Origin of the sequence: Pseudomonas sp. StFLB209 (genome assembly GCF_000829415.1) — a bacterium.
GTDB lineage: Bacteria > Pseudomonadota > Gammaproteobacteria > Pseudomonadales > Pseudomonadaceae > Aquipseudomonas.
Window position 1 is genome coordinate 1304614 of record NZ_AP014637.1, and the last position, 25378, is coordinate 1329991.

The window sequence follows — 25378 nt, forward strand, 5'->3', positions numbered from 1 at the left end:
GCTCCCATTCACGTCACGTGTTATTCGGTTTCCAGATCGATATCGATACCGAGAGAACGGATCTCTTTGATCAACACGTTGAAGGACTCGGGCATGCCCGGCTCCATACGGTGATCGCCGTCCACGATGTTCTTGTACATCTTGGTCCGACCGTTCACGTCGTCCGACTTCACTGTGAGCATTTCTTGCAGAGTGTAAGCGGCGCCGTATGCTTCCAGCGCCCAGACTTCCATCTCCCCGAAACGCTGACCACCGAACTGCGCCTTACCACCCAGCGGCTGCTGGGTAACCAGGCTGTAGGAACCCGTGGAACGCGCGTGCATCTTGTCGTCCACCAGGTGGTTCAGTTTCAGCATGTACATGTAGCCAACGGTTACAGCGCGCTCGAACTTGTTGCCGGTACGGCCGTCGAACAGCTGCATCTGGCCGCTGTCAGGCATATCTGCCAGACGCAGCATCGCCTTGATCTCACGCTCTTTGGCCCCGTCAAACACCGGAGTCGCCATAGGCACGCCGTTGCGCAGGTTCTTCGCCAGGTCGAGGATTTCCTGGTCAGAGAAGCTGTCCAGGTTTTCCTGACGGCCACCGATCTCGTTGTAGATCTCGGCCAGGAACTTGCGCAGCTCGATGACTTTGCGCTGCTCTTCGAGCATACGGTTGATCTTCTCGCCCAGACCCTTGGCTGCGAGGCCCAGGTGGGTTTCAAGGATCTGACCGACGTTCATACGCGAAGGTACACCCAACGGGTTCAGGACGATATCGACCGGAGTACCGTTGGCGTCGTGCGGCATGTCTTCGACCGGCATGATCACCGAGACAACACCCTTGTTACCGTGACGACCGGCCATCTTGTCACCCGGCTGGATGCGACGGCGGATAGCCAGGTAAACCTTGACGATCTTCAGTACGCCTGGAGCCAGGTCATCGCCTTGCTGCAGCTTGCGTTTCTTGTCTTCGAACTTGTCGTCCAGCAGACGACGACGATCAACGATGTAAGCCTGAGCTTTTTCGAGCTGCTCGTTCAGAGCATCTTCGGTCATGCGCAGCTTGAACCACTGGCCGTGCTCAAGACCGTTGAGGATCTCGTCGGTGATCTCCTGGCCTTTCTTCAGGCCAGCGCCGCCTTCCACAGTCTTGCCAACCAGAGCCGACCGCAGACGTTCGAAGGTTGCACCTTCAACGATGCGGAACTCTTCATTGAGGTCCTTGCGGATCTCGTCCAGCTGGGACTTCTCGATCGACAGGGCACGGGAGTCGCGCTCGACGCCATCACGAGTGAAGACCTGTACGTCGATGACAGTACCCTTGGTGCCGGTTGGCACGCGCAGGGAGGTGTCTTTGACGTCGCTGGCCTTCTCACCGAAGATTGCACGCAGCAGCTTCTCTTCCGGGGTCAGCTGGGTTTCGCCCTTCGGCGTGACCTTGCCCACCAGGATGTCGCCAGCAGCCACTTCGGCGCCGACGTAAACGATACCGGCTTCGTCCAGTTTGTTCAGTGCAGCTTCACCCACGTTCGGGATGTCTGCAGTGATTTCCTCTGGGCCCAGCTTGGTATCACGCGCCACACAGGTCAGTTCCTGGATGTGGATCGTGGTGAAGCGGTCTTCCTGAACCACACGCTCGGACAGGCAGATGGAGTCTTCGAAGTTGAAGCCGTTCCATGCCATGAACGCGATGCGCATGTTTTGACCGAGCGCCAGTTCACCCATGTCGGTGGACGGACCGTCGGCCATGATGTCACCACGACTGACCACATCACCACGGCTCACCAGCGGACGCTGGTTGATGCAGGTGTTCTGGTTGGAACGGGTGTACTTGGTCAGGTTGTAGATATCCACACCCGCTTCGCCGGTTTCGACTTCATCGTCGGCAACCCGGACCACGATACGGCTGGCATCCACGGAGTCGATCACGCCGCCACGACGAGCCACGACGCAAACGCCGGAGTCGCGAGCCACGTTACGCTCCATACCAGTACCAACCAGCGGCTTGTCGGCACGCAGGGTTGGGACCGCTTGGCGCTGCATGTTCGAGCCCATCAACGCACGGTTGGCGTCGTCGTGCTCAAGGAACGGAATCAGCGAGGCTGCAACCGAGACTACCTGCTTGGGCGATACGTCCATCAGGGTTACGTCGGCAGGTGCCTTGACGGTGAACTCGTTCAGGTGACGAACGGCTACCAGCTCGTCGATCAGTTCCTGCTTGTCGTTCATCGCGGCCGAAGCCTGGGCGATGACGTGGTCAGCCTCTTCGATTGCCGACAGGAACACGATGTCGTTGCTGACAACGCCGTCTTTCACTACACGGTACGGGCTTTCCAGGAAGCCGTACTGGTTGGTACGGGCATAGGCCGCCAGAGAGTTGATCAGGCCGATGTTCGGACCTTCAGGCGTCTCGATCGGGCACACACGGCCGTAGTGAGTCGGGTGTACGTCACGAACTTCGAAGCCTGCGCGCTCACGAGTCAGACCGCCAGGGCCGAGTGCGGAAACACGGCGCTTGTGGGTGATCTCGGACAGCGGGTTGTTCTGGTCCATGAACTGCGACAGCTGGCTGGAACCGAAGAACTCTTTCACCGCCGCCGCAACCGGCTTGGCGTTGATCAGGTCCTGCGGCATCAAGCCTTCGCTTTCTGCCATCGACAGACGTTCCTTGACCGCACGCTCAACGCGCACCAGGCCAACACGGAACTGGTTCTCGGCCATTTCACCAACGCAACGAACGCGACGGTTACCCAGGTGGTCGATGTCATCGACGATACCTTTGCCGTTACGGATATCGACCAGGGTCTTGAGAACCTCGACGATATCTTCCTTGCACAGCACGCCCGAACCTTCGATCTCGGTACGACCGATACGACGGTTGAACTTCATGCGACCCACTGCCGACAAGTCGTAGCGCTCGGCACTGAAGAACAGGTTGTTGAACAGGGTCTCGGCGGCATCCTTGGTTGGCGGCTCGCCAGGACGCATCATGCGGTAGATCTCGACCAGAGCTTCCAGCTGGTTGCTGGTGGAGTCGATCTTCAGCGTGTCGGAGATGAACGGACCGCAGTCGATGTCGTTGGTGTACAACGTTTCGATGCGCACGACCTGACCTTTAGCGATCTTGGCCAGCAGGTCGGTGGTCAGTTCGGTGTTGCACTCGGCGATGATCTCGCCAGTCGCCGGATGCACGATAACCTTGGCGGTGGTGCGACCCAGGAGATATTCCAGAGGCACTTCCAGCTCTTTGATACCGGCTTTTTCCAGCTGGTTGATGTGACGGGCAGTGATACGGCGACCCTGCTCGACAATAACCTTGCCGCTGTCGTCCTTGATATCAAGAACGGCGATTTCACCACGCAGACGCTGCGGTACCAGCTCCAGGTTCAGGCTCTGGTCGCGGATATGGAAAACGTTGGTGGTGTAGAAGGCATCCAGCACCTGTTCGGTGGTGTAGCCCAGCGCGCGCAGCAGTACGGACGCCGGCAGTTTGCGGCGACGGTCGATACGCACGAATACGCAGTCTTTCGGGTCGAACTCGAAGTCCAGCCAGGAACCGCGGTATGGAATGATGCGAGCGGAATACAGCAGCTTGCCGGAGCTGTGAGTCTTGCCACGGTCGTGGTCGAAGAACACACCAGGCGAACGGTGCAGCTGGGACACGATGACGCGCTCGGTACCGTTGATAACGAAGGTACCGTTTTCAGTCATCAGGGGGATTTCACCCATGTAGACTTCTTGCTCTTTGATGTCCTTGATCGCTTTGTTCGACGATTCTTTGTCGAAAATGATCAGACGAACCTTGACCCGCAGAGGTACTGCATAAGTCACGCCACGCAGCACGCACTCCTTGACATCAAATGCCGGTTCGCCCAAGCGATAACCTACATACTCCAGGGCAGCATTGCCGGAGTAGCTGATGATCGGGAAAACGGATTTGAAGGCTGCATGCAGACCGACGTCGCGGAACTGATCTTTGGTCGCTCCCGCCTGCAGGAATTCACGATACGAATCCAGCTGGATGGCCAGGAGATACGGCACATCCATTACGTCCGGCAACTTGCTAAAGTCCTTGCGGATACGTTTTTTCTCAGTGTATGAGTAAGCCATCAGCGTTCCCCAGCTTGGTCACCTGCCTGTTTGGCTCCTTCGACGGAAGCAGCCAGAAAATCGTGCAAACCCTCTTGGTTTGCGCCACCGTCTCGGTGGTATTGCACGTTGTAGAACGTTGGCCTGGCCACACGTCTATAACGGAAAAAGGCCGGTGGCATAAGCCACCAGCCATCAGCCTTCTGCTTGACGCTTGGGCTGGACGCTCAAGGTCGATGCTTATTTCAGCTCGACTTTAGCGCCTGCTTCTTCCAGAGCAGCCTTGGCTTTCTCAGCCGACGCCTTGTCAACGCCTTCCAGAACGGTAGCTGGAGCGCCGTCAACGGCAGCTTTAGCTTCTTTCAGGCCCAGACCGGTCAGCTCACGAACAGCCTTGATCACGTTAACTTTCTTCTCGCCAGCTTCGGCCAGGATAACGTTGAACTCGGTTTGCTCTTCAACAACGGCAGCAGCGCCACCGGCAGCTGGGCCAGCCGAAGCGGCAGCAGCAGTAACACCGAACTTCTCTTCGAAGGCTTTGATCAGTTCTACGACTTGCAGAACGGACATCTCGGCAACGGCGTTAAGGATATCTTCTTGAGAGATGGACATGACTCAATTTCCTGAATTGGGGGACGGCCTGTGCGACCATCGAAATAAACAAAAACGCGTTAGAAGGGCTCAGCCTCAGGCTGCAGCAGCTTCTTTCTGGTCGCGAACAGCCGCCAGAGTACGAGCCAGCTTGCTGGTAGCGCCTTGGATCACGCTCATCAGCTGCGAAATGGCTTCGTCGCGGGTCGGCAAGCTTGCCAGTACGTCGATCTGATTAGCTGCGAGGAACTTGCCCTCGAACGCAGCTGCCTTGATCTCGAACTTGTCCTGACCTTTGGCAAACTCTTTGAACAGACGAGCAGCAGCGCCCGGGTGTTCGTTGGAGAAAGCGATCAAGGTCGGGCCGGTGAACACATCGTTGAGGACACTGTATTCAGTGTCAGCAACGGCGCGCTTGAGCAGGGTGTTACGTACGACACGTACATAAACACCAGCTTCACGAGCCTCTTTACGGAGTCCGGTCATAGCGCCTACAGTCACACCACGGGCATCAGCCACGACAGCGGACAGGGCAACTTTGGCAGCCTCGTTGACTTCAGCGACGATGGCCTTCTTGTCTTCGAGTTTAATTGCCACGGGTTTAACTCCTGCTTGTTACCGTTTCATCCAGCCGGAGCCGGATGTCGTTTTGGTGTCTGATTCGGTAAGGAACCGGGAGCACCATCTGCGTAGGCTTGTGGTTTAAGACTTGCGTCGCCTACGGTCTTGGACAGCCCCCGCCAGGCAGGGACCCCAATTTTTGAGTGGCGCGGCATGCCGCGCCACTGCACATTACGCGTCCAGCGAGCTCTGATCGATAACCAGACCTGGGCCCATGGTGGTGCTCAGGGTTACGCGCTTGACGTAGATACCTTTCGAGGAAGCTGGCTTGATACGCTTCAGATCAGCGATCAGGGCTTCAACGTTTTCCTTCAGCTTGACGGCATCGAAGCCGATCTTGCCAACGGAAGTGTGGATGATGCCGTTTTTGTCGGTGCGGTAACGAACCTGACCAGCCTTGGCGTTTTTCACGGCGTTGGCTACGTCTGGAGTTACAGTACCGACTTTCGGGTTAGGCATCAGGCCGCGAGGACCCAGAACCTGACCCAACTGACCGACAACGCGCATGGCATCCGGAGAAGCGATGACTACGTCGTAGTTCAGGTCGCCGGCTTTCATTTCGGCAGCCAGATCGTCCATACCTACACGGTCAGCGCCGGCAGCCAGAGCGGCTTCAGCAGCTGGACCCTGGGTGAACACGGCAACACGAACAGTCTTACCGGTGCCGTGCGGCAGAACGGTAGCGCTACGAACGACCTGGTCGGATTTACGAGGATCGACGCCCAGGTTAACAGCAACGTCGAACGACTCGCTGAACTTGACGGTCGACAGCTCGGCCAGCAGGCTTGCTGCGTCAACGAAGTTGTAGACTTTGCCAGCTTCGAGCTTGCTGGCGATTGCCTTTTGACGCTTGGTCAACTTAGCCATTACACACCCTCCACGTTAAGGCCCATGCTGCGAGCAGAACCGGCGATGGTACGCACGGCTGCATCGAGGTCAGCGGCTGTCAGATCAGCGCTCTTGGTTTTAGCGATCTCTTCCAGCTGAGCACGGGTAACAGTGCCAACCTTAACAGTGTTAGGACGAGCAGAACCGCTGGCCAGGCCTGCTGCTTTTTTCAGCAGAACCGAAGCCGGGGTGCTCTTGGTTTCGAAAGTGAAGCTACGGTCGCTGTAGACGGTGATGATCACAGGAGTCGGCAGACCAGCTTCCAGGCCCTGAGTACGGGCGTTGAACGCTTTGCAGAATTCCATGATGTTCACACCGTGCTGACCCAGAGCAGGACCAACGGGTGGGCTTGGGTTAGCCTGACCGGCTTTCACTTGCAACTTGATGTACGCGTTAATCTTCTTGGCCATGAGGCACTCCAGTTACGGGTTCTAGCGCCAGTTAAGGCTCCCCGATGCATTGCACATATATCCCGGTGACGAAAAAACCCCACAGCCTTTGGCTGCGGGGTTGGGATTTCAGCTCGCTCAGACCTTCTCGACCTGGCTGAACTCCAGCTCTACCGGAGTAGAGCGACCGAAAATGAGCACAGCCACCTGAATGCGGCTCTTTTCGTAGTTAACTTCTTCAACCGAACCATTGAAGTCCGCGAATGGACCGTCAATAACACGTACAACCTCGCCCGGTTCGAACAAGGTCTTCGGCTTGGGCTTATCGCTGCCATCAGCAACGCGACGCAGAATTGCTTCTGCTTCTTTATCAGTAATCGGCGCAGGCTTGTCGGCAGTACCGCCGATGAAGCCCATCACACGCGGGGTATCCTTGACCAAGTGCCAGGTACCCTCGTTCATTTCCATCTGTACCAGCACATAGCCAGGGAAGAATTTACGCTCACTCTTGCGCTTCTGGCCGTTACGCATTTCCACTACTTCTTCAGTAGGGACCAGAATTTCGCCGAAGCCATCTTCCATGCCTGCCAGCTTCACACGCTCGATCAGCGAGCGCATGACATGCTTCTCGTAACCCGAGTAAGCATGCACTACATACCAACGCTTAGCCACGAGACACCCTTAGCCAACTATCAAGGAAACAAGCCAACCGAGCAGGGAATCAAGCCCCCACAACAGCAGCGCCATAACCAGAACCACCGCCACGACGATCAGCGTAGTCTGGCCGGTCTCTTGACGAGTCGGCCATACGACCTTACGAATCTCTGCACGCGCTTCTTTGGCAAGCGTAAAGAAAGCTTTGCCCTTGCCGGTCTGCAGCGCAACGAACGCGGCAGCAGCTGCAATCACAAGGAGAACGAGAACGCGATACAGGATCGGCTGGGCCGAGTAATACTGATTACCGACAACACCCACGACCACCAGAACGACTACCAGGAGCCACTTCAGCAGGTCAAAGCGGGAGTCTGATGCTTCAGCCTTGAGATTCATCTACGGAGATCCTGTGAAAAGAAAGCCAGATATCGAAAGAATCTGGCAGGTCAGGAGGGAATCGAACCCCCAACCTACGGTTTTGGAGACCGTCGCTCTGCCAATTGAGCTACTGACCTAAAAACAAAATCAGGCCGACCATTATGCTGACCCGACTAGATTTTATCAACACCTCTTTTCATTCACCCAAAAGCAGAAGATACCAATGAGCCATGAAAAGAATTCAAGCGAAGGCCGAGACCGACACACCCGCTTAAAACAAAGGCAGATATTTGCATATCTGCCTTTGATAATGGAGCTCTTGAGCGGATTTGAACCGCTGACCTCACCCTTACCAAGGGTGTGCTCTACCAACTGAGCTACAAGAGCGAAACCTTACGCACAAACTGCAAAATCTGGAGCGGGTAGCGGGAATCGAACCCGCATCATCAGCTTGGAAGGCTGAGGTTCTACCACTAAACTATACCCGCAGAACTTGCAATTCTTGCTAAATATGGTGGAGGGGGAAGGATTCGAACCTTCGAAGTCGTAGACGTCAGATTTACAGTCTGATCCCTTTGGCCGCTCGGGAACCCCTCCTGAGCTGGGCGGCATTATCAACCTCTGCCACCCTCTTGTCAACCACTTTCTTCAATTAAATCTTGGAGTTACGTGAGTTGATCAATCTTGCTCCTTAACTTGGCTTTCAGCCTCGCTGTGGAGCGGGCGCCATTCTATGCAAACTAATTAAGGTCTGCAACCCCTTCACATAAAATAATCCGATTTTTTAACTGCGGAAAATCCTGAGTGAGTTGAGCCACCAACTCTTCACCGACCAGCCGACGACTCTCAGGCATGACGGCAAGCCAATAACGATTGGCGCCCGCCACTTGCTGCACATGATACTGGGTACGAATATCGAGACTCTTCAGACGCTGCTCTACCGCTTTCACATCGTCAGCCTTGGCAAACCCACCCAGGTATTGGCATTCAGGCCTGCTCTCACGCCCCTCCCCTACACCCGACTCACTGAGCAGCCGGATATCCTGCTGAGCAGAACGGTTAAGCGATAGCGGAATCACTTCCTTGGCACGCAGGGGAGCTTCCTGCTGATGCCAGAGGTAGTAGAAGACGTTCAGCATCAAGAGCAAAAGAAAAAGCCAACGCATGAAAACCTCAGCGAAGTGGACAGGCCAGGGCAAGGCCGATGAAAACCAGATCAGGAACAACTCGAGCGCCAGGAATCACATCCTCGACCAACCCCGCGTCGCCGCCAGTGATAAACACATCGAAATGCTCACCCCAGTATGACCTCGCCATCTCCAACTGAGCCTGAACAAAACCGCGCAGCATTAGAGAGCAACCGCGCTCGACAGCCTCTGCGGTAGAGTGCCCCGGCCCCAAACCGACAAGCGCTCTTTCAGCGGCCGCATCATCATAACGAATACGCCTGGTGTGAGTGCGCAGCTGGTTGCGCATCAGCGGGATACCAGGGCAAATGAAGCCCCCCAGATGCAAACCTGTCAAATCGACGAAATCAGAAGTGACAGCAGTGCCAAGATCGATGACCAGACACGCTCTGCGGGCTAAATGGTAGCCCGCCACCAAGGCCAACCAGCGATCAAGCCCCAGGCGCTCATACTCATCATAACCATTCGATACCCCCGCCAGAGTCCGGGCAGGCTCGGCACACACCGGCCTCATACCGTAACAACTGCGCAGCATCTCCATCAGCTTGTGGGTCTCGTCCGGGGTGCGCACACTCACCAGGCGGCAGTGAGCAAGTTCCAGCCCCGGCAAGAGCCCCAACTGTTCCACCAGCGCACTGTCGGAATCCACGACACCACCAGCCCTGATCGAGTCATCGCCCTTCTCTGTGACGCGCCACTTGATAAAGCTATTGCCACAATCGAGTTCAAGAATCATCGCGCAACCTCAGGCTGAGCTCACCGCCACTAAAGCTTTTTTCTATACCACCGACATCCAGTCGCAACGCGCCAAGCTCATCGATACCAAGAACGACGCCCTCCGTTCTGTCCGCCCCCGACAAGAGCGTCACTTCACGACCTTGCCACAGGTGATTACGCTCCCACTCAGCCTGAAACACTGAAAAGCCTTCCTGCTGGTGCCGCTGCAAGAGCTCCTGCAGCCGGCCGGCCAGGCGAGCAGCCAGATGATTACGATCGCACAACGCTCCAGCCTCCAGGCGCACAGAAGTCCAGGACTGATCCACCTCCGAGCAAGCCTGCATATTCACGTTGATACCAATACCTATCACCACGTGACACACATCAGCCGGATCCCCCATCAGCTCCAGCAGGATCCCCGCCAGCTTGCGGCGCCCCGACAGCACATCATTTGGCCACTTGAGACCGGCCTCTTTAACGCCAAATTCCCGTAGAACCTCGACGACAGCCAGGCCCACCATCAAGCTCAGCCCCTCAATCTGGCGCATACCGCCTTCAATCCGGAGCAACAGGCTGAAATACAGGTTTTCGGCAAAGGGGCTAACCCATTTGCGACCTCGTCGCCCCCGACCTGCAGTCTGCCGCTCCGCCACCACTACGGTTGGCATGGTAGCGCCCAGAGCAATCAGTCGAGCAGCCTCGGCATTTGTAGAGTCAAGGCTCTCATGGACAATTACAGACCAGCCTTGGGGCAGCCCCGAATTCTTGATCGCCTGCTCATCATGCAGCGAAAGCGCACTGGCGAGCCTGTAGCCGCGGCCACGAACTTTGTGCAGCTCAACCCCAAGCTCCGCCTGCAACTGCTGTAACTGCTTCCAGACAGCGCTACGACTGATCCCCAACTCATCGCCCAGGACCTGACCGGAGTGAAACGCGCCATCGGCAAGAAGTCTTAGCAACGTGAGCATGAAATTAACGCCTTTTAAAGAGGCACGCATAATAGCCATGCAGACCACGGGTGCATAGGTACATGAGATAAGCATCAACGGCTGAACTTTTCCGCACGCAAAGCAAAACCCCCGATCGCAGAGCGATCAGGGGTTCTGTGTTTGAATCTTGACGATGACCTACTCTCACATGGGGAAGCCCCACACTACCATCGGCGATGTATCGTTTCACTACTGAGTTCGGGATGGGATCAGGTGGTTCCAACACTCTATGGTCGTCAAGAAATTCGGTAGCCAGTGCGTTTTCACACGCTGGCAAATTCGGTTATGTGAACATTTTTCGGCGTTTGTTGATCAGCTTTCGGCTGTATCGTCTTCACACACCGCCACTGCTGTGCAGATGGCTTGGGTGTTATATGGTCAAGCCTCACGGGCAATTAGTATGGGTTAGCTCAACGCCTCACAGCGCTTACACACCCCACCTATCAACGTCGTAGTCTTCGACGGCCCTTTAGGGGATTCAAGATCCCAGTGAGATCTCATCTTGAGGCAAGTTTCCCGCTTAGATGCTTTCAGCGGTTATCTTTTCCGAACATAGCTACCCGGCAATGCCACTGGCGTGACAACCGGAACACCAGAGGTTCGTCCACTCCGGTCCTCTCGTACTAGGAGCAGCCCCTCTCAAATCTCAAACGTCCACGGCAGATAGGGACCGAACTGTCTCACGACGTTCTAAACCCAGCTCGCGTACCACTTTAAATGGCGAACAGCCATACCCTTGGGACCGGCTTCAGCCCCAGGATGTGATGAGCCGACATCGAGGTGCCAAACACCGCCGTCGATATGAACTCTTGGGCGGTATCAGCCTGTTATCCCCGGAGTACCTTTTATCCGTTGAGCGATGGCCCTTCCATACAGAACCACCGGATCACTAAGACCTACTTTCGTACCTGCTCGACGTGTGGGTCTCGCAGTCAAGCGCGCTTTTGCCTTTATACTCTACGACCGATTTCCGACCGGTCTGAGCGCACCTTCGTACTCCTCCGTTACTCTTTGGGAGGAGACCGCCCCAGTCAAACTACCCACCATACACTGTCCTCGATCCGGATAACGGACCTGAGTTAGAACCTCAAAGTTGCCAGGGTGGTATTTCAAGGATGGCTCCACGCAGACTGGCGTCCACGCTTCATAGCCTCCCACCTATCCTACACAAGCAAATTCAAAGTCCAGTGCAAAGCTATAGTAAAGGTTCACGGGGTCTTTCCGTCTAGCCGCGGATACACTGCATCTTCACAGCGATTTCAATTTCACTGAGTCTCGGGTGGAGACAGCGCCGCCATCGTTACGCCATTCGTGCAGGTCGGAACTTACCCGACAAGGAATTTCGCTACCTTAGGACCGTTATAGTTACGGCCGCCGTTTACCGGGGCTTCGATCAAGAGCTTCGCTTGCGCTAACCCCATCAATTAACCTTCCGGCACCGGGCAGGCGTCACACCCTATACGTCCACTTTCGTGTTTGCAGAGTGCTGTGTTTTTAATAAACAGTCGCAGCGGCCTGGTATCTTCGACCGGCATGGGCTTACGGAGCAAGTCCTTCACCCTCACCGGCGCACCTTCTCCCGAAGTTACGGTGCCATTTTGCCTAGTTCCTTCACCCGAGTTCTCTCAAGCGCCTTGGTATTCTCTACCTAACCACCTGTGTCGGTTTGGGGTACGGTTCCCGATTATCTGAAGCTTAGGAGCTTTTCCTGGAAGCATGGCATCAACCACTTCATGTTCTAAAGAACACTCGTCATCAGCTCTCGGCCTTGGGATCCCGGATTTGCCTAAGATCCCAGCCTACCACCTTAAACCTGGACAACCAACGCCAGGCTGGCCTAGCCTTCTCCGTCCCTCCATCGCAATAACCGGAAGTACAGGAATATTAACCTGTTTTCCATCGACTACGCTTTTCAGCCTCGCCTTAGGGACCGACTAACCCTGCGTCGATTAACGTTGCGCAGGAAACCTTGGTCTTTCGGCGTGGGAGTTTTTCACTCCCATTGTCGTTACTCATGTCAGCATTCGCACTTCTGATACCTCCAGCAAGCTTCTCAACTCACCTTCACAGGCTTACAGAACGCTCCTCTACCGCATCACCAAAAGGTGATACCCGTAGCTTCGGTGCATGGTTTGAGCCCCGTTACATCTTCCGCGCAGGCCGACTCGACTAGTGAGCTATTACGCTTTCTTTAAAGGGTGGCTGCTTCTAAGCCAACCTCCTAGCTGTCTAAGCCTTCCCACATCGTTTCCCACTTAACCATGACTTTGGGACCTTAGCTGACGGTCTGGGTTGTTTCCCTTTTCACGACGGACGTTAGCACCCGCCGTGTGTCTCCCATGCTCGGCACTTGTAGGTATTCGGAGTTTGCATCGGTTTGGTAAGTCGGGATGACCCCCTAGCCGAAACAGTGCTCTACCCCCTACAGTGATACATGAGGCGCTACCTAAATAGCTTTCGAGGAGAACCAGCTATCTCCGAGCTTGATTAGCCTTTCACTCCGATCCACAGGTCATCCGCTAACTTTTCAACGGTAGTCGGTTCGGTCCTCCAGTCAGTGTTACCTAACCTTCAACCTGCCCATGGATAGATCGCCCGGTTTCGGGTCTATACCCAGCGACTAAACGCCCTATTAAGACTCGCTTTCGCTACGCCTCCCCTATACGGTTAAGCTTGCCACTGAATATAAGTCGCTGACCCATTATACAAAAGGTACGCAGTCACCTAACAAGTAGGCTCCCACTGCTTGTACGCATACGGTTTCAGGTTCTATTTCACTCCGCTCTCCGCGGTTCTTTTCGCCTTTCCCTCACGGTACTGGTTCACTATCGGTCAGTCAGTAGTATTTAGCCTTGGAGGATGGTCCCCCCATATTCAGACAAGGTTTCTCGTGCCCCGTCCTACTCGATTTCATGACAAGGAGATTTTCGCGTACAGGGCTATCACCCACTATGGCCGCACTTTCCAGAGCGTTCCGCTAATCTCCAAGCCACTTAAGGGCTGGTCCCCGTTCGCTCGCCACTACTAAGGGAATCTCGGTTGATTTCTATTCCTCAGGGTACTTAGATGTTTCAGTTCCCCTGGTTCGCCTCTTGCACCTATGTATTCAGTGCAAGATACTCAGCTTGTGCTGAGTGGGTTCCCCCATTCAGAGATCTCCGGATCAAAGTCTGTTTGCCGACTCCCCGAAGCTTATCGCAGGCTACCACGTCTTTCATCGCCTCTGACTGCCAAGGCATCCACCGTATGCGCTTCTTCACTTGACCATATAACCCCAAGCTATCTGGTTATACTGTGAAGACGACATTCGCCGAAAGCTTGATTCAACAAACTTTCTTTGCCTTAGCCTGCACCCCACCAGTGAAAGTGGCGCACAGTCTAAAATGTTTCACATATCCGAATTTTTAAAGAACAATCTGACAAAGGTCAGAAATCAGCATTCACCATGGCAACCATGGAATGCTCATTTCTAAGCTTTGATGCAGAGTCATCTTCTACAATGAATCAAGCAATTCGTGTGGGAACTTACGACGCAGCTGGGTCGTCGATTAAGGAGGTGATCCAGCCGCAGGTTCCCCTACGGCTACCTTGTTACGACTTCACCCCAGTCATGAATCACACCGTGGTAACCGTCCTCCCGAAGGTTAGACTAGCTACTTCTGGTGCAACCCACTCCCATGGTGTGACGGGCGGTGTGTACAAGGCCCGGGAACGTATTCACCGCGACATTCTGATTCGCGATTACTAGCGATTCCGACTTCACGCAGTCGAGTTGCAGACTGCGATCCGGACTACGATCGGTTTTGTGAGATTAGCTCCACCTCGCGGCTTGGCAACCCTCTGTACCGACCATTGTAGCACGTGTGTAGCCCAGGCCGTAAGGGCCATGATGACTTGACGTCATCCCCACCTTCCTCCGGTTTGTCACCGGCAGTCTCCTTAGAGTGCCCACCATAACGTGCTGGTAACTAAGGACAAGGGTTGCGCTCGTTACGGGACTTAACCCAACATCTCACGACACGAGCTGACGACAGCCATGCAGCACCTGTCTCAATGTTCCCGAAGGCACCAATCCATCTCTGGAAAGTTCATTGGATGTCAAGGCCTGGTAAGGTTCTTCGCGTTGCTTCGAATTAAACCACATGCTCCACCGCTTGTGCGGGCCCCCGTCAATTCATTTGAGTTTTAACCTTGCGGCCGTACTCCCCAGGCGGTCAACTTAATGCGTTAGCTGCGCCACTAAAATCTCAAGGATTCCAACGGCTAGTTGACATCGTTTACGGCGTGGACTACCAGGGTATCTAATCCTGTTTGCTCCCCACGCTTTCGCACCTCAGTGTCAGTATGAGCCCAGGTGGTCGCCTTCGCCACTGGTGTTCCTTCCTATATCTACGCATTTCACCGCTACACAGGAAATTCCACCACCCTCTGCCCTACTCTAGCTTGCCAGTTTTGGATGCAGTTCCCAGGTTGAGCCCGGGGATTTCACATCCAACTTAACAAACCACCTACGCGCGCTTTACGCCCAGTAATTCCGATTAACGCTTGCACCCTCTGTATTACCGCGGCTGCTGGCACAGAGTTAGCCGGTGCTTATTCTGTCGGTAACGTCAAAATCGCCACGTATTAGGTAACGACCCTTCCTCCCAACTTAAAGTGCTTTACAATCCGAAGACCTTCTTCACACACGCGGCATGGCTGGATCAGGCTTTCGCCCATTGTCCAATATTCCCCACTGCTGCCTCCCGTAGGAGTCTGGACCGTGTCTCAGTTCCAGTGTGACTGATCATCCTCTCAGACCAGTTACGGATCGTCGCCTTGGTGAGCCTTTACCCCACCAACTAGCTAATCCGACCTAGGCTCATCTGATAGCGTGAGGTCCGAAGAGCCCCCACTTTCTCCCGTAGGACGTATGCGGTATTAGCGTCCGTTTCCGGACGTTATCCCCCACTATCAGGCAGATTCCTAGGCATTACTCACCCGTCCGCCGCTCTCAAGAGAAGCAAGCTTCTCTCTACCGCTCGACTTGCATGTGTTAGGCCTGCCGCCAGCGTTCAATCTGAGCCATGATCAAACTCTTCAGTTCAATACTGCTTGGGTTTTGAGAAAACCCTAAACTTGGCTCAGCAATCTCAAATGACTATGTGATTTCTCGCATGGTCACTTACGTTGCTGATAATCTGTTGACTCTCAGTCTGACAGCGCAAGCACCCACACGAATTGCTTGATTCAATTGTTAAAGAGCGGTTGGTTGAGCCTTTCGCTTCAACCGAGGCGCGCATTCTACGCTAACCTCTTGTTCTGTCAAGCGTTTATTTTCAGAAGTTTCAAACTCATTCAAAACTTCGAAACGCTAGAACCGAACAGCGTGCCGAGCATCTTTCGATTAACTCGTCAGCGGGAGGCGAATCTTACAGCATCCTAAGTTGCTGTCAACTGCCTTTTTTCACCGCCGGAGCCAGGAGGCTCGCACCGCCTCCAACCCTTTCTGAACTGCTAACTCGTTGATTACCAAGGAGTTTCTCGTTCATTCCGCGTTGGAAGTGGTGCGCATTATAAGGACATCTGAAACCCCGTCAACACTTATTTCAAAATCATTCGCGATTCAGGGAAATACGCGCAAAAGCCTTCTTGCCCGCCTGGCAAACATGAGTAGCACCAAGCTTGAATATAAAGCCGCGATCAACCACCTCACCATCGACCTTCACGCTGCCGGCCGCCAGCAGATCACGTGCACCGGCAGCATTCTTCACCAGCCCTGCTTTATTAAGGACGGCAGAAATCGGCAGATCCTCATTGGAAGTAACGATGACCTCTGGCAAATCTTCAGGCAGCTCGCCATCTTTCATGCGGTTGCCTGCAGAACGATGCGCAGTGGCGGCAGCTTCCTCGCCATGGAACCGCGCAACAATCTCTTCAGCCAGCTTGATCTTGATGTCACGCGGGTTGGCGCCCGCCTCGACTTCAGCCTTGAACGCATTGATCTCTTCCATCGAACGGAAGCTCAGCAGCTCGAAGTAGCGCCACATCAGCGCATCCGGAATAGACACAAGCTTGTTATAGATGACGCCCGGCGCCTCCTGGATCCCTACATAGTTACCCAAGGATTTGGACATCTTCTTCACGCCATCCAGACCTTCGAGCAACGGCATGGTCAGAATGCACTGAGCCTCCTGACCATAGGAACGCTGCAGCTCACGCCCCATCAACAGGTTGAATTTCTGATCGGTACCGCCCAGCTCGACGTCAGCGCGCAGGGCAACCGAGTCATAGCCTTGAACCAGCGGATACAGAAACTCATGAATGGCGATCGGCTGGTTGCCGGTATAGCGCTTGTCGAAGTCATCGCGCTCAAGCATCCGCGCAACGGTGTAGTTCGACGCAAGACGAATGAAATCAGCCGGGCTGAGCTTATCCATCCAGGTGGAGTTGAAGGCCACTTCAGTCTTGGCCGGATCGAGGATCTTGAATACCTGCGCCTTATAGGTCTCGGCGTAATCCAGCACCTGCTCACGAGTCAGCGGTGGACGGGTCGCACTCTTGCCACTCGGATCACCGATCATGCCGGTGAAGTCACCGATCAGGAAGATCACCTGATGCCCCAGGTCCTGGAACTGACGCAGCTTATTAATAAGCACCGTATGCCCCAGATGCAGATCCGGGGCAGTAGGGTCGAAACCGGCCTTGATCCGCAGTGGCTGGCCACGCTTGAGCTTTTCTACCAGCTCCGCCTCGACCAGAAGCTCATCCGCGCCGCGCTTGATCAGCGCCAACTGCTCTTCAACCGATTTCATATCACCCCCAATTCAGAAGGGAACCAACCTTACAAGATCAGCGCCCAATTACAAGTTTTTGCCCGGCACACGGGCGCTCCACCCGACCGTCTCTCGGTCAGGGTTGCTTCGCGCCGGATTTGGTTATATTTTATACAGTTATTTCATCTTCATCATGTCATTCATCTTTTCCATTTCACCTTTTTCAAAGTCAAATAGCCCATGAACGACACTCCGCCTAAAGCGCCGCCGCTTTACCCGAAGAGCCACCTACTGGCTGCAAGCGGTATCGCAGCCCTCCTCAGCCTGGCGCTGCTGGTTTTTCCATCCAGCGAAGTCGAAGCAAAACGCACCAATCTCAGTCTTGATCTGGAAATGCCTGCCGAACAGCATGCACAGCATGAAGACGCTACAAACAGCGCCGAAGCCACACCTCAGGGCGCAGATTCACCATTCGCCCAGATCGAATCGGCTGACAGCGAAAACGAAACAGCAACCGTCATTCCGGAAGGCCAGTCCGAGCAAGGCCAGCTGGCAACCGCTCCGGCCCTGAAAGATCCCAATCACCGTGAAGTGGTCGTAGCCAAGGGCGATACCCTGTCGACCCTGTTCGAGAAGGTCGGGTTGCCGGCCACTGCGGTCCACGAACTGCTGGCCAGCGACAAACAGGCCAAGCAATTCAGCAAACTGCAAAACGGTCAGATCCTGCAATTCGAACTGTCTGCGGACGGTCAGCTCAACAAGCTGCACAGCAAGCTCAGCGAACTGGAATCCATCAGCCTGTCCAAAAGCGCCAGCGGCTATACGTTCGATCGTGAACTCAGCAAGCCGGATGTGCGTAACGCCTATGCCCACGGCGTGATCAACAGCTCGCTTTCGCAATCGGCGCAACGTGCCGGCCTGTCCCACGCCATGACCATGGAAATGGCCGAAGTCTTCGGCTACGACATCGACTTCGCCCAGGATCTGCGCAAAGGCGACGAGTTCGATGTGGTCTACGAGCAGAAGGTCATCAACGGCAAGAGCATCGGTAACGGCAACATTCTCGCCGCCCGGTTCACCAACCGGGGCAAGACCTACACCGCAGTGCGCTACGTCAACAAACAAGGTAACGCGAACTACTACACCGCCGAAGGCAACAGCATGCGCAAGGCCTTCATCCGCACGCCGGTTGATTTCGCGCGCATCAGCTCGGTGTTCTCGGCTGGCCGCAAGCACCCGATCCTGAACAAGATCCGTGCCCACAAGGGTGTTGACTACGCCGCACCTCGGGGCACTCCGATCAAAGCTACCGGCGACGGCAAAGTGTTGCTTGCAGGGCGTCGTGGTGGCTACGGCAATACCGTGATCATTCAGCATGGTGACACCTACCGCACCCTGTACGGTCACATGCAGGGCTTTGCCAAAGGCGTCCAGACCGGCGGCAGCGTCAAGCAAGGCCAGGTCATCGGCTATATTGGAACCACCGGCCTGTCGACCGGCCCGCACCTGCACTACGAGTTTCAGGTCAACGGCGTACACGTCGATCCGCTGGGTCAGAAACTGCCAATGGCAGAACCTATCGCCAAGGCCGAAAAGCAGCGTTTCCTGCAGATGAGTCAGCCGCTAATGGCGCGTATGGATCAGGATAAAGCCAGCAAACTGGCGCTGAACAAAAGGTAAACCATGGCCCACTTCTATATCGGCGTCATGTCGGGCACCAGCCTCGACGGAATCGATATCGCTCTGCTTGAGCAGGATCAGCGTCCCAAGCTATTGGCGACGCATTACATCCCCATGCCGGAGGATCTTCGCGCCGAACTGCTCGGCCTTTGCTCCCCCGGCGATGACGAGCTGGCACGAGCAGCGATCGTCGAACAGAAGTGGGTAAGGCTGGTAGCCCAAGGCGTACAGGCTCTGTTGAACGAGCAGAAACTGGTGGCCGGGCAGATTCGCGCCATCGGCAGCCATGGCCAGACCATTCGCCATGAGCCGGCGCGCGGCTTCAGCATCCAGATAGGCAACGCGGCCTTGCTGGCCGAACTCACCGAAATCACCGTGGTGACCGACTTCCGCCGTCGCGATGTCGCTGCCGGAGGCCAAGGCGCGCCCTTGGTGCCGGCGTTCCACGAAGCGCTGTTCGACGATAACAAGGATCGTCGTGCAGTACTTAACGTAGGCGGCTTTACCAACCTGACCCTGATCGAGTCCGATCGTCCGGTGTCCGGTTTTGACTGCGGGCCGGGTAATGTCTTGCTTGATGCCTGGATTCAGGCTCAGCGCAATCTGCCTTACGACCGCAATGGCGAGTGGTCTGCGAGTGGCGAAGTCCATCAGCCACTGTTACAGGCACTGCTCAGCGATCCGTTCTTCCTTACTCAAGGCCCGAAAAGCACGGGCCGTGAAGTCTTCAACCTGGGCTGGCTGAAGCAGCATTTGCAGGCTTTTGCAGAACTGCCCGCACATGATGTCCAGGCTACCCTGCTGGAGCTCACAGCACGCAGCATCACCCAGTCGCTACAGGGCGCCCAGTCGGGAACCATCGAGCTGTTGGTGTGTGGTGGTGGTGCGCACAATCAGGCGCTGATGGACCGACTCGCCAGCCTGCTGCCCAATACACGGGTCAGCAGTACTGCTCAATTCGGGGTCGATCCAGACTGGGTCGAAGCCATGGCGTTTGCCTGGCTGGCGCATTGCTGTCTGGAAAGCGTGCCGGCCAATCGGCCGACGGTGACCGGTGCCCGCGGGCTGCGTGTCCTGGGTGCGATTTACCCGGCTTGACCGAGCGCCCACAAAAAAGCCGCGCATCAGCGCGGCTTTTTGTTATGGGCGATCAGATCGAGAAAGACGAACCACAGCCGCAGGTTGTCGTGGCGTTAGGGTTCTTGATCACGAAACGCGAACCTTCCAGACCTTCCTGATAGTCCACTTCAGCGCCAGCCAGATACTGGAAGCTCATGGGGTCGACCACCAGGCTTACGCCCTCACGCTCGACGATGGTGTCATCGTCGGCAACGTCTTCATCGAAAGTAAAGCCGTACTGGAAGCCCGAGCAGCCGCCGCCGGTCACGAAAACCCGCAGTTTCAGGCGATCATTGCCTTCCTCATCAACCAGGGTTTTCACCTTGTGCGCGGCACCAGGGGTGAATTCCAGGGCCACTGGAGTGAAGCTTTCCACGCTCATGTCAGATCTCTCCCGGCTAAAGCCGTCGTAATGCGTAATGGACACATTATCCGCTTGTCCTAGAAAACAGGTCAACTATAGCAACAGCAGTGACCCGCTCAGAGCATGCCCGATCGTCGCAGTGACGCGGGCCAGCGATTCACCCCATGCGACAACTGACAACGTGACGTAAGGCCACACGCCCCCTACTATTCGGCCACCGTGAACCTGGAGAACCACTAACATGCTCTATTTATGGATCAAAGCGCTGCACATTGTTGCCATTGTCTGCTGGTTTGCCGGCCTGTTTTACCTGCCGCGCCTGTTCGTTTACCACGCCATGAGCGAAGACAGCACCAGCCGTGAGCGCTTCATTGTCATGGAGCGCAAGCTATACCGAGGTATCATGGGGCCAGCAATGATCGTCGCGCTGCTGCTCGGCGCCTGGCTGGTCTGGCTCAACCCCGGCTGGCTTAGCCAAGGCTGGCTGCATGCCAAACTGACCCTGGTGTTCCTGCTGGTCGGCTATCACCATGTATGTGGTGCCCAGATCAAACGCTTTGCCCGCGGTGAAAAGGGCCGCAGCCATGTTTTTTACCGCTGGTTCAATGAAATTCCTGTATTGCTGCTGTTGGCTATCGTCATTCTGGTGGTCGTCAAACCTTTCTAGACCAGCGTCGATATAGCTCACAGACCAAGCGCCACCTGTGCCGTCGTTTGGTCACCGCAATCTCTTGATATTCGATAAGGAAGCCTTGCATGGCCGCCCCCCACTACCGAATCGTGTTCGACGGACAATTGCGCGAGGGCGTACAGCTCGAAACCGCGAAACTCAATCTCGCCCAGTTGTTCAAGACTGAGGTGGGGGCCGTCGCCTCCCTGTTCAGTGGCCAGCCCGTTGCGTTGAAGCAAGGTCTGGCGCTGGCGGATGCCGAGCGTTATCTGCAGGCACTGCAAGAAGCCGGCGTCCAGGCACGTATAGAGCCCGAGCACGATATCAGCCTGAGCCTGGACAAGGTTGAGCCGGTTCCGCAAACCCGCCCAGCGATCGACGCCGATACGCTCTCACCCTATGCGCCACCCAAAGCCCAGGTCGATACCCCGTCGGCCTATGCTGAACTCAAAGTCTTCAGCCTGAGCGGGCGCATCGGCCGCCTGCGTTATCTGGCCTGGTCGCTGTTGGTGCTGGTGATCACCAGCCCGCTGTCTTTGTTGGCCGGGTTGATGATGAGCGCCTCTGATGGCGCCGGCAGTGTCGCGATGCTGCTGGTCGGTGTCGGCATCGCAGCGGCGCTGATTCCCATGGGTGTCCAGCGACTGCATGACATCGGCTGGTCGGGCTGGTGCATGTTGCTTAATCTGGTGCCTGTCGTCGGCAGTTTCTTCCCGCTGGTAATGTGCCTGATGCCAGGCAGCAAGGGCGTCAACGCCTATGGCCCGCCGCCGCCCGCCAACAGCACCACGGTCAAAGTGATCACCGGCCTGTGGCTGGCAGCCCTTGCTTTGCTGTTTGTGGTTGTCCTGTTCACCGGGGCCGGAATGTTCAAGTCGCTCAAAGAGCATATGGAAGTGACCTCCAGTCATTCTGCGCAGTCGATATCAGTCAGCCCGCAGAGCTCAAGACAAAGCCTGTAAGCCGCAGACAAGCCGACGCATGATGTTCGATGGAGACCTGCATGACCCGTTACGCCCTGATCACCGGCGCCACCAGCGGCATAGGCCTGGCCATGGCCGAAGCTCTGGCACGCCGGGGTCACAACCTGATTCTGGTGGCCCGTCGGCGTGACCTGCTGGAAAGCATCGCCCTGGAGCTCACCCAGCGTTTCGGTATCGAAGTCCTGTTCCGGGCTTGCGACCTGGGCGAACCATTGCGTCTTTCCGGATTTCTGCTGGAACTCGAAGACAGCCCTCATCAGATCGACCTGCTGGTCAACAGCGCCGGGATTGGCACATGTGGGCCTTTTCTGGGGCAGGAGTGGGCCGCCGAACAGGACCTGATCGACCTGAATATCCTTGCCCTGACCCGTCTGTGCCACACCGTGGGTAATCTGATGGCCTTGCATGGCGGCGGGCAGATTCTCAACATCGCCGCCATGGCAGGTTTTCAGCCAGGCCCGTGGATGAGCACCTATGCTGCCAGCAAAGCGTATGTACTGCATTTTTCCGAAGCCCTGCGCGAAGAGGGCCACAAAAACGGAGTCAAGGTCTCGGTACTCTGTCCCAGCCCGACCCGTACGGCCTTCTGGCGCACAGCCCAGGTTCGCGCCGACGACCGCAAGATGATGACCCCGGAAGAGTTGGCGCTGTATACCGTGCGCGCGCTGGAGCGCAATTGCGCAATCATCGTGCCCGGCTGGCGTAACAAGCTGCGCACATTCGGGCCACGGCTGGCCTCACGCTGGCTGACCCGCCGGATCAGCGGTTTGCTCAACAGAAAGCGCTGCCTGAATTACTGACGAAGCAATAACGCCTCAGTACACTGCGGCAAGGCCCACCCACCCTCAAGGAGTTCATGGCTGTGGAGACAATCTTTACCAAGATCATCAATCGGGAAATCCCGGCGAAGATCATCTACGAAGATGATCAGGTTCTGGCCTTCCACGACATCGCCCCGCAAGCGCCAGTGCATTTTCTGGTCATCCCGAAAAAACCGATCCGCACCCTCAATGATCTGGCTGAAGAAGATAAAGCCCTGGCCGGGCACATTCTGTTCACCGCACAGCGGCTGGCCAAAGAGCAGGGCTGCGAAGACGGCTTTCGCGTCGTGATGAACTGCAATGAACTCGGCGGCCAGACCGTCTATCACATTCATATGCACGTACTGGGTCAACGTCAGATGAACTGGCCTCCGGGCTGAGTGCACGACCAGCGGCTGCATCCTGTCGCCAATCAGTCACATCGCGGCAGGATGATCCGCCTCAAGCCTCAGGGGCAGGATTGCAGTAGACTGGAGTCAATCGATATCTTCGGAGGTGCCCATGGCAACCGAACGCCACTACTCTGTGCTCGACAAACTGCTGCTGCAGGCAGACAGCGCCATGCGCACCCTGCTTCCTTCAAGCGGTCACTCTTCGCGCCCATCGCCGGCCATCGTGAGGCCGGAGCACAAGATGGACGAGACCGAAACCCGGCACATCGCCGGCCTGATGCGTATCAACCACACTGGCGAAGTCTGCGCCCAGGCGCTGTACCAAGGTCAGGCCCTGACCGCCAAGCTGCCCGAAGTACGCAAGGCCATGGAGCATGCCGCCGAAGAAGAGATTGACCATCTGGTTTGGTGCGAGCAACGCATTCACCAGTTGGGCAGCCACACCAGCGTGCTTAACCCGTTGTTCTACGGCCTGTCATTCAGCATTGGCGCCGCTGCCGGGCTAATCAGCGACCGGATGAGCCTCGGCTTCGTCGCCGCGACCGAAGATCAGGTCTGCAAGCACCTGGACGAGCATCTCGAACAGATTCCCAACGAAGACGAAAAGTCCCGGGCCATCCTCGAACAGATGCGCATCGATGAAGCCCATCATGCTGAAACGGCACTCGATGCAGGCGGTTTTCGCTTCCCGACGCCGGTCAAGTTCGGCATGAGTCTGGTGGCCAAGGTCATGACCAAGACCACTTACCGGATCTGACATGACAAACAGAAAAAAGGCGCTTCGACAGCGCCTTTTTTCATGAAAGTCAGCCCAACTCGACGATCTCGTAGTCGTGGGTAATTTTCACCCCGGCATTGCCCAGCATGATCGAGGCCGAGCAGTACTTCTCTGCCGACAGTTCGATGGCACGCTTGACCTGGGCTTCTTTCAAACCTCGGCCCTTGACCACAAAGTGCAGATGAATGCGGGTGAAGACCTTCGGATCTTCCGAAGCGCGCTCGGCTTCCAGAAACGCCTCGCAGCTCTCGACCGGCTGGCGGGACTTCTTGAGAATACTCACCACGTCGAAATTGCTGCAACCACCCAGCCCGATCAGCACCATCTCCATCGGCCGTACCCCAAGGTTACGGCCTCCGGCCTCCGGCGGGCCGTCCATCACCACCACATGACCACTGCCCGACTCGCCGAGGAACATGGCTTCGCCAGCCCATTGAATGCGTGCTTTCATCGCCAGACTCCACTGCTGGAAAAAAGGGTCGCCAGATTAGGGGCTGTTGCGCGTTGAGTGCAAGCCGGGTGTTTACTCCCGCCCGCCTATATAAGTCATGACTTTAAAGGTAGATGTGTAGGAAACTTCGGAAATAATGCCAAAGTGCTCTCATCGTGCTGGGGAGAATGACGATTTGGCCGATAATCAATAACAAGCAATCTGGCGCAAGACTTTTTCGGGAAATACGCATGGCCGTCATCGCCCTCAATCCAAAACTCAAGAGCATCGACAAGCTCCTGACGCACGCCCAACGCCGCCGCTGCCCGGCCAGAAGCCACATTATCTGCGCAGGCGACCCTTCGGAGTCGCTGTTCTTCATCGTTAAAGGGTCGGTGACGATTCTGATCGAAGACAGCGAAGGCCGGGAAATGATCGTCGCCTACCTCAACAGCGGCGACTTCTTCGGTGAGCTGGGTCTGTTCGAGCCTCTTGGCCATGCGTCGCCGCGTAGCGCCTGGGTGCGGGCCAAGACCGAGTGCGAGATCGCCGAGATCAGCTACGCCAGATTCCGCGAGCTGAGCCAGCAAGAGCCGGAGATTCTCTACACCATGGGCGCCCAGATGGCCGAACGCCTGCGCAATACCACGCGCAAGGTCGGAGACCTGGCGTTTCTGGATGTCACCGGGCGGGTGGCACGCACCCTGTTGGACCTGTGCAAGCAACCCGATGCCATGACTCACCCGGACGGCATGCAAATCAAGATCACCCGCCAGGAAATCGGCCGTATCGTGGGTTGTTCGCGAGAAATGGTCGGGCGCGTACTCAAGTCACTGGAAGAACAACGCCTGGTTCACGTCAAGGGCAAGACCATGGTGGTGTTCGGCACCCGCTGAGGC

The 25378-nt window shown here is 56.1% G+C and carries 20 protein-coding genes, 4 tRNA genes, 3 rRNA genes and 2 pseudogenes; 9 read left to right on the forward strand and 20 right to left on the reverse strand.

The window, feature by feature from the left end:
* Positions 1-20: 20 nt before the first annotated feature.
* From rpoB to tyrS, 18 genes are all read right to left on the reverse strand, one after another.
* Positions 21-4094, reverse strand: coding sequence for a DNA-directed RNA polymerase subunit beta (rpoB, locus tag PSCI_RS06065; RefSeq protein WP_045484159.1), 4074 nt, complete (start codon positions 4092-4094; stop codon positions 21-23).
* 219 nt (positions 4095-4313) lie between these two features.
* Positions 4314-4685, reverse strand: a complete 372-nt coding sequence (gene rplL, locus PSCI_RS06070; protein WP_045484166.1) for a 50S ribosomal protein L7/L12 — start codon at positions 4683-4685, stop codon at positions 4314-4316.
* Between the two features lie 75 nt (positions 4686-4760).
* Entirely contained in the window at positions 4761-5261 is a 501-nt protein-coding gene (rplJ, locus tag PSCI_RS06075; protein ID WP_045484170.1) for a 50S ribosomal protein L10, read from the reverse strand.
* Positions 5262-5456: 195 nt separating this feature from the next.
* Positions 5457-6152 carry a 50S ribosomal protein L1 gene (gene rplA / locus PSCI_RS06080; RefSeq protein WP_045484173.1) on the reverse strand — a complete coding sequence of 232 codons (696 nt, stop codon included), beginning with the start codon at positions 6150-6152 and terminating at the stop codon, positions 5457-5459.
* Positions 6152-6583: a 50S ribosomal protein L11 gene (rplK, locus tag PSCI_RS06085; protein WP_045484176.1), complete on the reverse strand. Its 432-nt coding sequence runs from the start codon at positions 6581-6583 to the stop codon at positions 6152-6154. Before rplK ends, rplA begins: the two co-directional genes overlap by 1 nt.
* A 117-nt stretch (positions 6584-6700) precedes the next feature.
* Positions 6701-7234: a transcription termination/antitermination protein NusG gene (gene nusG, locus PSCI_RS06090; RefSeq protein ID WP_045484179.1), complete on the reverse strand. Its 534-nt coding sequence runs from the start codon at positions 7232-7234 to the stop codon at positions 6701-6703.
* 9 nt (positions 7235-7243) lie between these two features.
* On the reverse strand, positions 7244-7612 hold the full coding sequence (gene secE, locus PSCI_RS06095; protein WP_045484182.1) for a preprotein translocase subunit SecE: 369 nt from the start codon (positions 7610-7612) through the stop codon (positions 7244-7246).
* Between the two features lie 43 nt (positions 7613-7655).
* Positions 7656-7731: transfer RNA gene (locus PSCI_RS06100), tRNA-Trp, on the reverse strand.
* Between the two features lie 174 nt (positions 7732-7905).
* Positions 7906-7981 (reverse strand) — tRNA-Thr (locus PSCI_RS06105).
* 27 nt (positions 7982-8008) lie between these two features.
* Positions 8009-8082, reverse strand: a tRNA-Gly gene (locus PSCI_RS06110).
* Positions 8083-8106: 24 nt separating this feature from the next.
* A tRNA-Tyr gene (locus tag PSCI_RS06115) sits at positions 8107-8191 on the reverse strand.
* Positions 8192-8334: 143 nt separating this feature from the next.
* Entirely contained in the window at positions 8335-8760 is a 426-nt protein-coding gene (locus PSCI_RS06120) for a hypothetical protein (protein ID WP_045484185.1), read from the reverse strand.
* Between the two features lie 7 nt (positions 8761-8767).
* A complete protein-coding gene (locus PSCI_RS06125) occupies positions 8768-9517 on the reverse strand; it encodes a pantothenate kinase (RefSeq protein WP_045484187.1) in 750 nt (249 codons plus the stop codon).
* Positions 9507-10466, reverse strand: coding sequence for a bifunctional biotin--[acetyl-CoA-carboxylase] ligase/biotin operon repressor BirA (gene birA, locus PSCI_RS06130; protein ID WP_045484190.1), 960 nt, complete (start codon positions 10464-10466; stop codon positions 9507-9509). The genes PSCI_RS06125 and birA overlap by 11 nt, the downstream gene beginning before the upstream one ends.
* Before the next feature lie 146 nt (positions 10467-10612).
* Positions 10613-10728, reverse strand: a 5S ribosomal RNA gene (gene rrf, locus PSCI_RS06135).
* Positions 10729-10861: 133 nt separating this feature from the next.
* Positions 10862-13753: ribosomal RNA gene (locus PSCI_RS06140) — 23S ribosomal RNA — on the reverse strand.
* Positions 13754-14036: 283 nt separating this feature from the next.
* Positions 14037-15573 (reverse strand): 16S ribosomal RNA (locus PSCI_RS06145).
* The 16S, 23S and 5S rRNA genes sit together here, the layout of an rRNA operon.
* A gap of 508 nt (positions 15574-16081) precedes the next feature.
* Positions 16082-17281, reverse strand: coding sequence for a tyrosine--tRNA ligase (gene tyrS / locus PSCI_RS06150; protein ID WP_045484193.1), 1200 nt, complete (start codon positions 17279-17281; stop codon positions 16082-16084).
* A gap of 201 nt (positions 17282-17482) precedes the next feature.
* On the opposite strand from tyrS, the pseudogene PSCI_RS30120 reads away from it, so the two are divergent.
* The 3 genes and pseudogenes from PSCI_RS30120 to PSCI_RS06160 form a co-directional block, all read left to right on the forward strand.
* Positions 17483-17738, forward strand: a pseudogene (locus PSCI_RS30120) (peptidase M23); the annotation flags it as partial.
* Between the two features lie 68 nt (positions 17739-17806).
* A pseudogene (locus PSCI_RS06155) lies at positions 17807-18922 on the forward strand (peptidoglycan DD-metalloendopeptidase family protein); the annotation flags it as partial.
* A 3-nt stretch (positions 18923-18925) separates the two neighbouring features.
* The gene (locus PSCI_RS06160) at positions 18926-20020 is read left to right on the forward strand and encodes an anhydro-N-acetylmuramic acid kinase (protein ID WP_045484195.1); all 1095 of its coding nucleotides are present in this window, start codon (positions 18926-18928) and stop codon (positions 20018-20020) included.
* Between the two features lie 52 nt (positions 20021-20072).
* On the opposite strand, the gene erpA is transcribed toward PSCI_RS06160, so the two are convergent.
* Positions 20073-20423, reverse strand: coding sequence for an iron-sulfur cluster insertion protein ErpA (gene erpA, locus PSCI_RS06165; protein WP_045484197.1), 351 nt, complete (start codon positions 20421-20423; stop codon positions 20073-20075).
* A gap of 223 nt (positions 20424-20646) precedes the next feature.
* On the opposite strand from erpA, the gene hemJ reads away from it, so the two are divergent.
* From hemJ to coq7, 5 genes are all read left to right on the forward strand, one after another.
* Entirely contained in the window at positions 20647-21072 is a 426-nt protein-coding gene (hemJ, locus tag PSCI_RS06170; protein ID WP_045484200.1) for a protoporphyrinogen oxidase HemJ, read from the forward strand.
* A gap of 89 nt (positions 21073-21161) precedes the next feature.
* Positions 21162-22037 (forward strand): DUF805 domain-containing protein, encoded by an 876-nt coding sequence (locus PSCI_RS06175; RefSeq protein WP_045484203.1) that lies wholly within the window; start codon positions 21162-21164, stop codon positions 22035-22037.
* 41 nt (positions 22038-22078) lie between these two features.
* Positions 22079-22858 carry an SDR family NAD(P)-dependent oxidoreductase gene (locus tag PSCI_RS06180; protein WP_045484204.1) on the forward strand — a complete coding sequence of 260 codons (780 nt, stop codon included), beginning with the start codon at positions 22079-22081 and terminating at the stop codon, positions 22856-22858.
* 56 nt (positions 22859-22914) lie between these two features.
* Positions 22915-23259 (forward strand): histidine triad nucleotide-binding protein, encoded by a 345-nt coding sequence (locus PSCI_RS06185; RefSeq protein WP_442965443.1) that lies wholly within the window; start codon positions 22915-22917, stop codon positions 23257-23259.
* Positions 23260-23380: 121 nt separating this feature from the next.
* Complete coding sequence (gene coq7 / locus PSCI_RS06190) at positions 23381-24028, forward strand: 2-polyprenyl-3-methyl-6-methoxy-1,4-benzoquinone monooxygenase (protein WP_045484207.1); 648 nt, start codon at positions 23381-23383, stop codon at positions 24026-24028.
* 49 nt (positions 24029-24077) lie between these two features.
* Here the strand turns inward: coq7 and PSCI_RS06195 are convergent, their stop codons facing one another.
* Positions 24078-24500 (reverse strand): OsmC family protein, encoded by a 423-nt coding sequence (locus PSCI_RS06195; RefSeq protein WP_045484210.1) that lies wholly within the window; start codon positions 24498-24500, stop codon positions 24078-24080.
* Positions 24501-24730: 230 nt separating this feature from the next.
* On the opposite strand from PSCI_RS06195, the gene crp reads away from it, so the two are divergent.
* Entirely contained in the window at positions 24731-25375 is a 645-nt protein-coding gene (gene crp / locus PSCI_RS06200) for a cAMP-activated global transcriptional regulator CRP (RefSeq protein ID WP_045484213.1), read from the forward strand.
* Positions 25376-25378 lie beyond the last annotated feature (3 nt).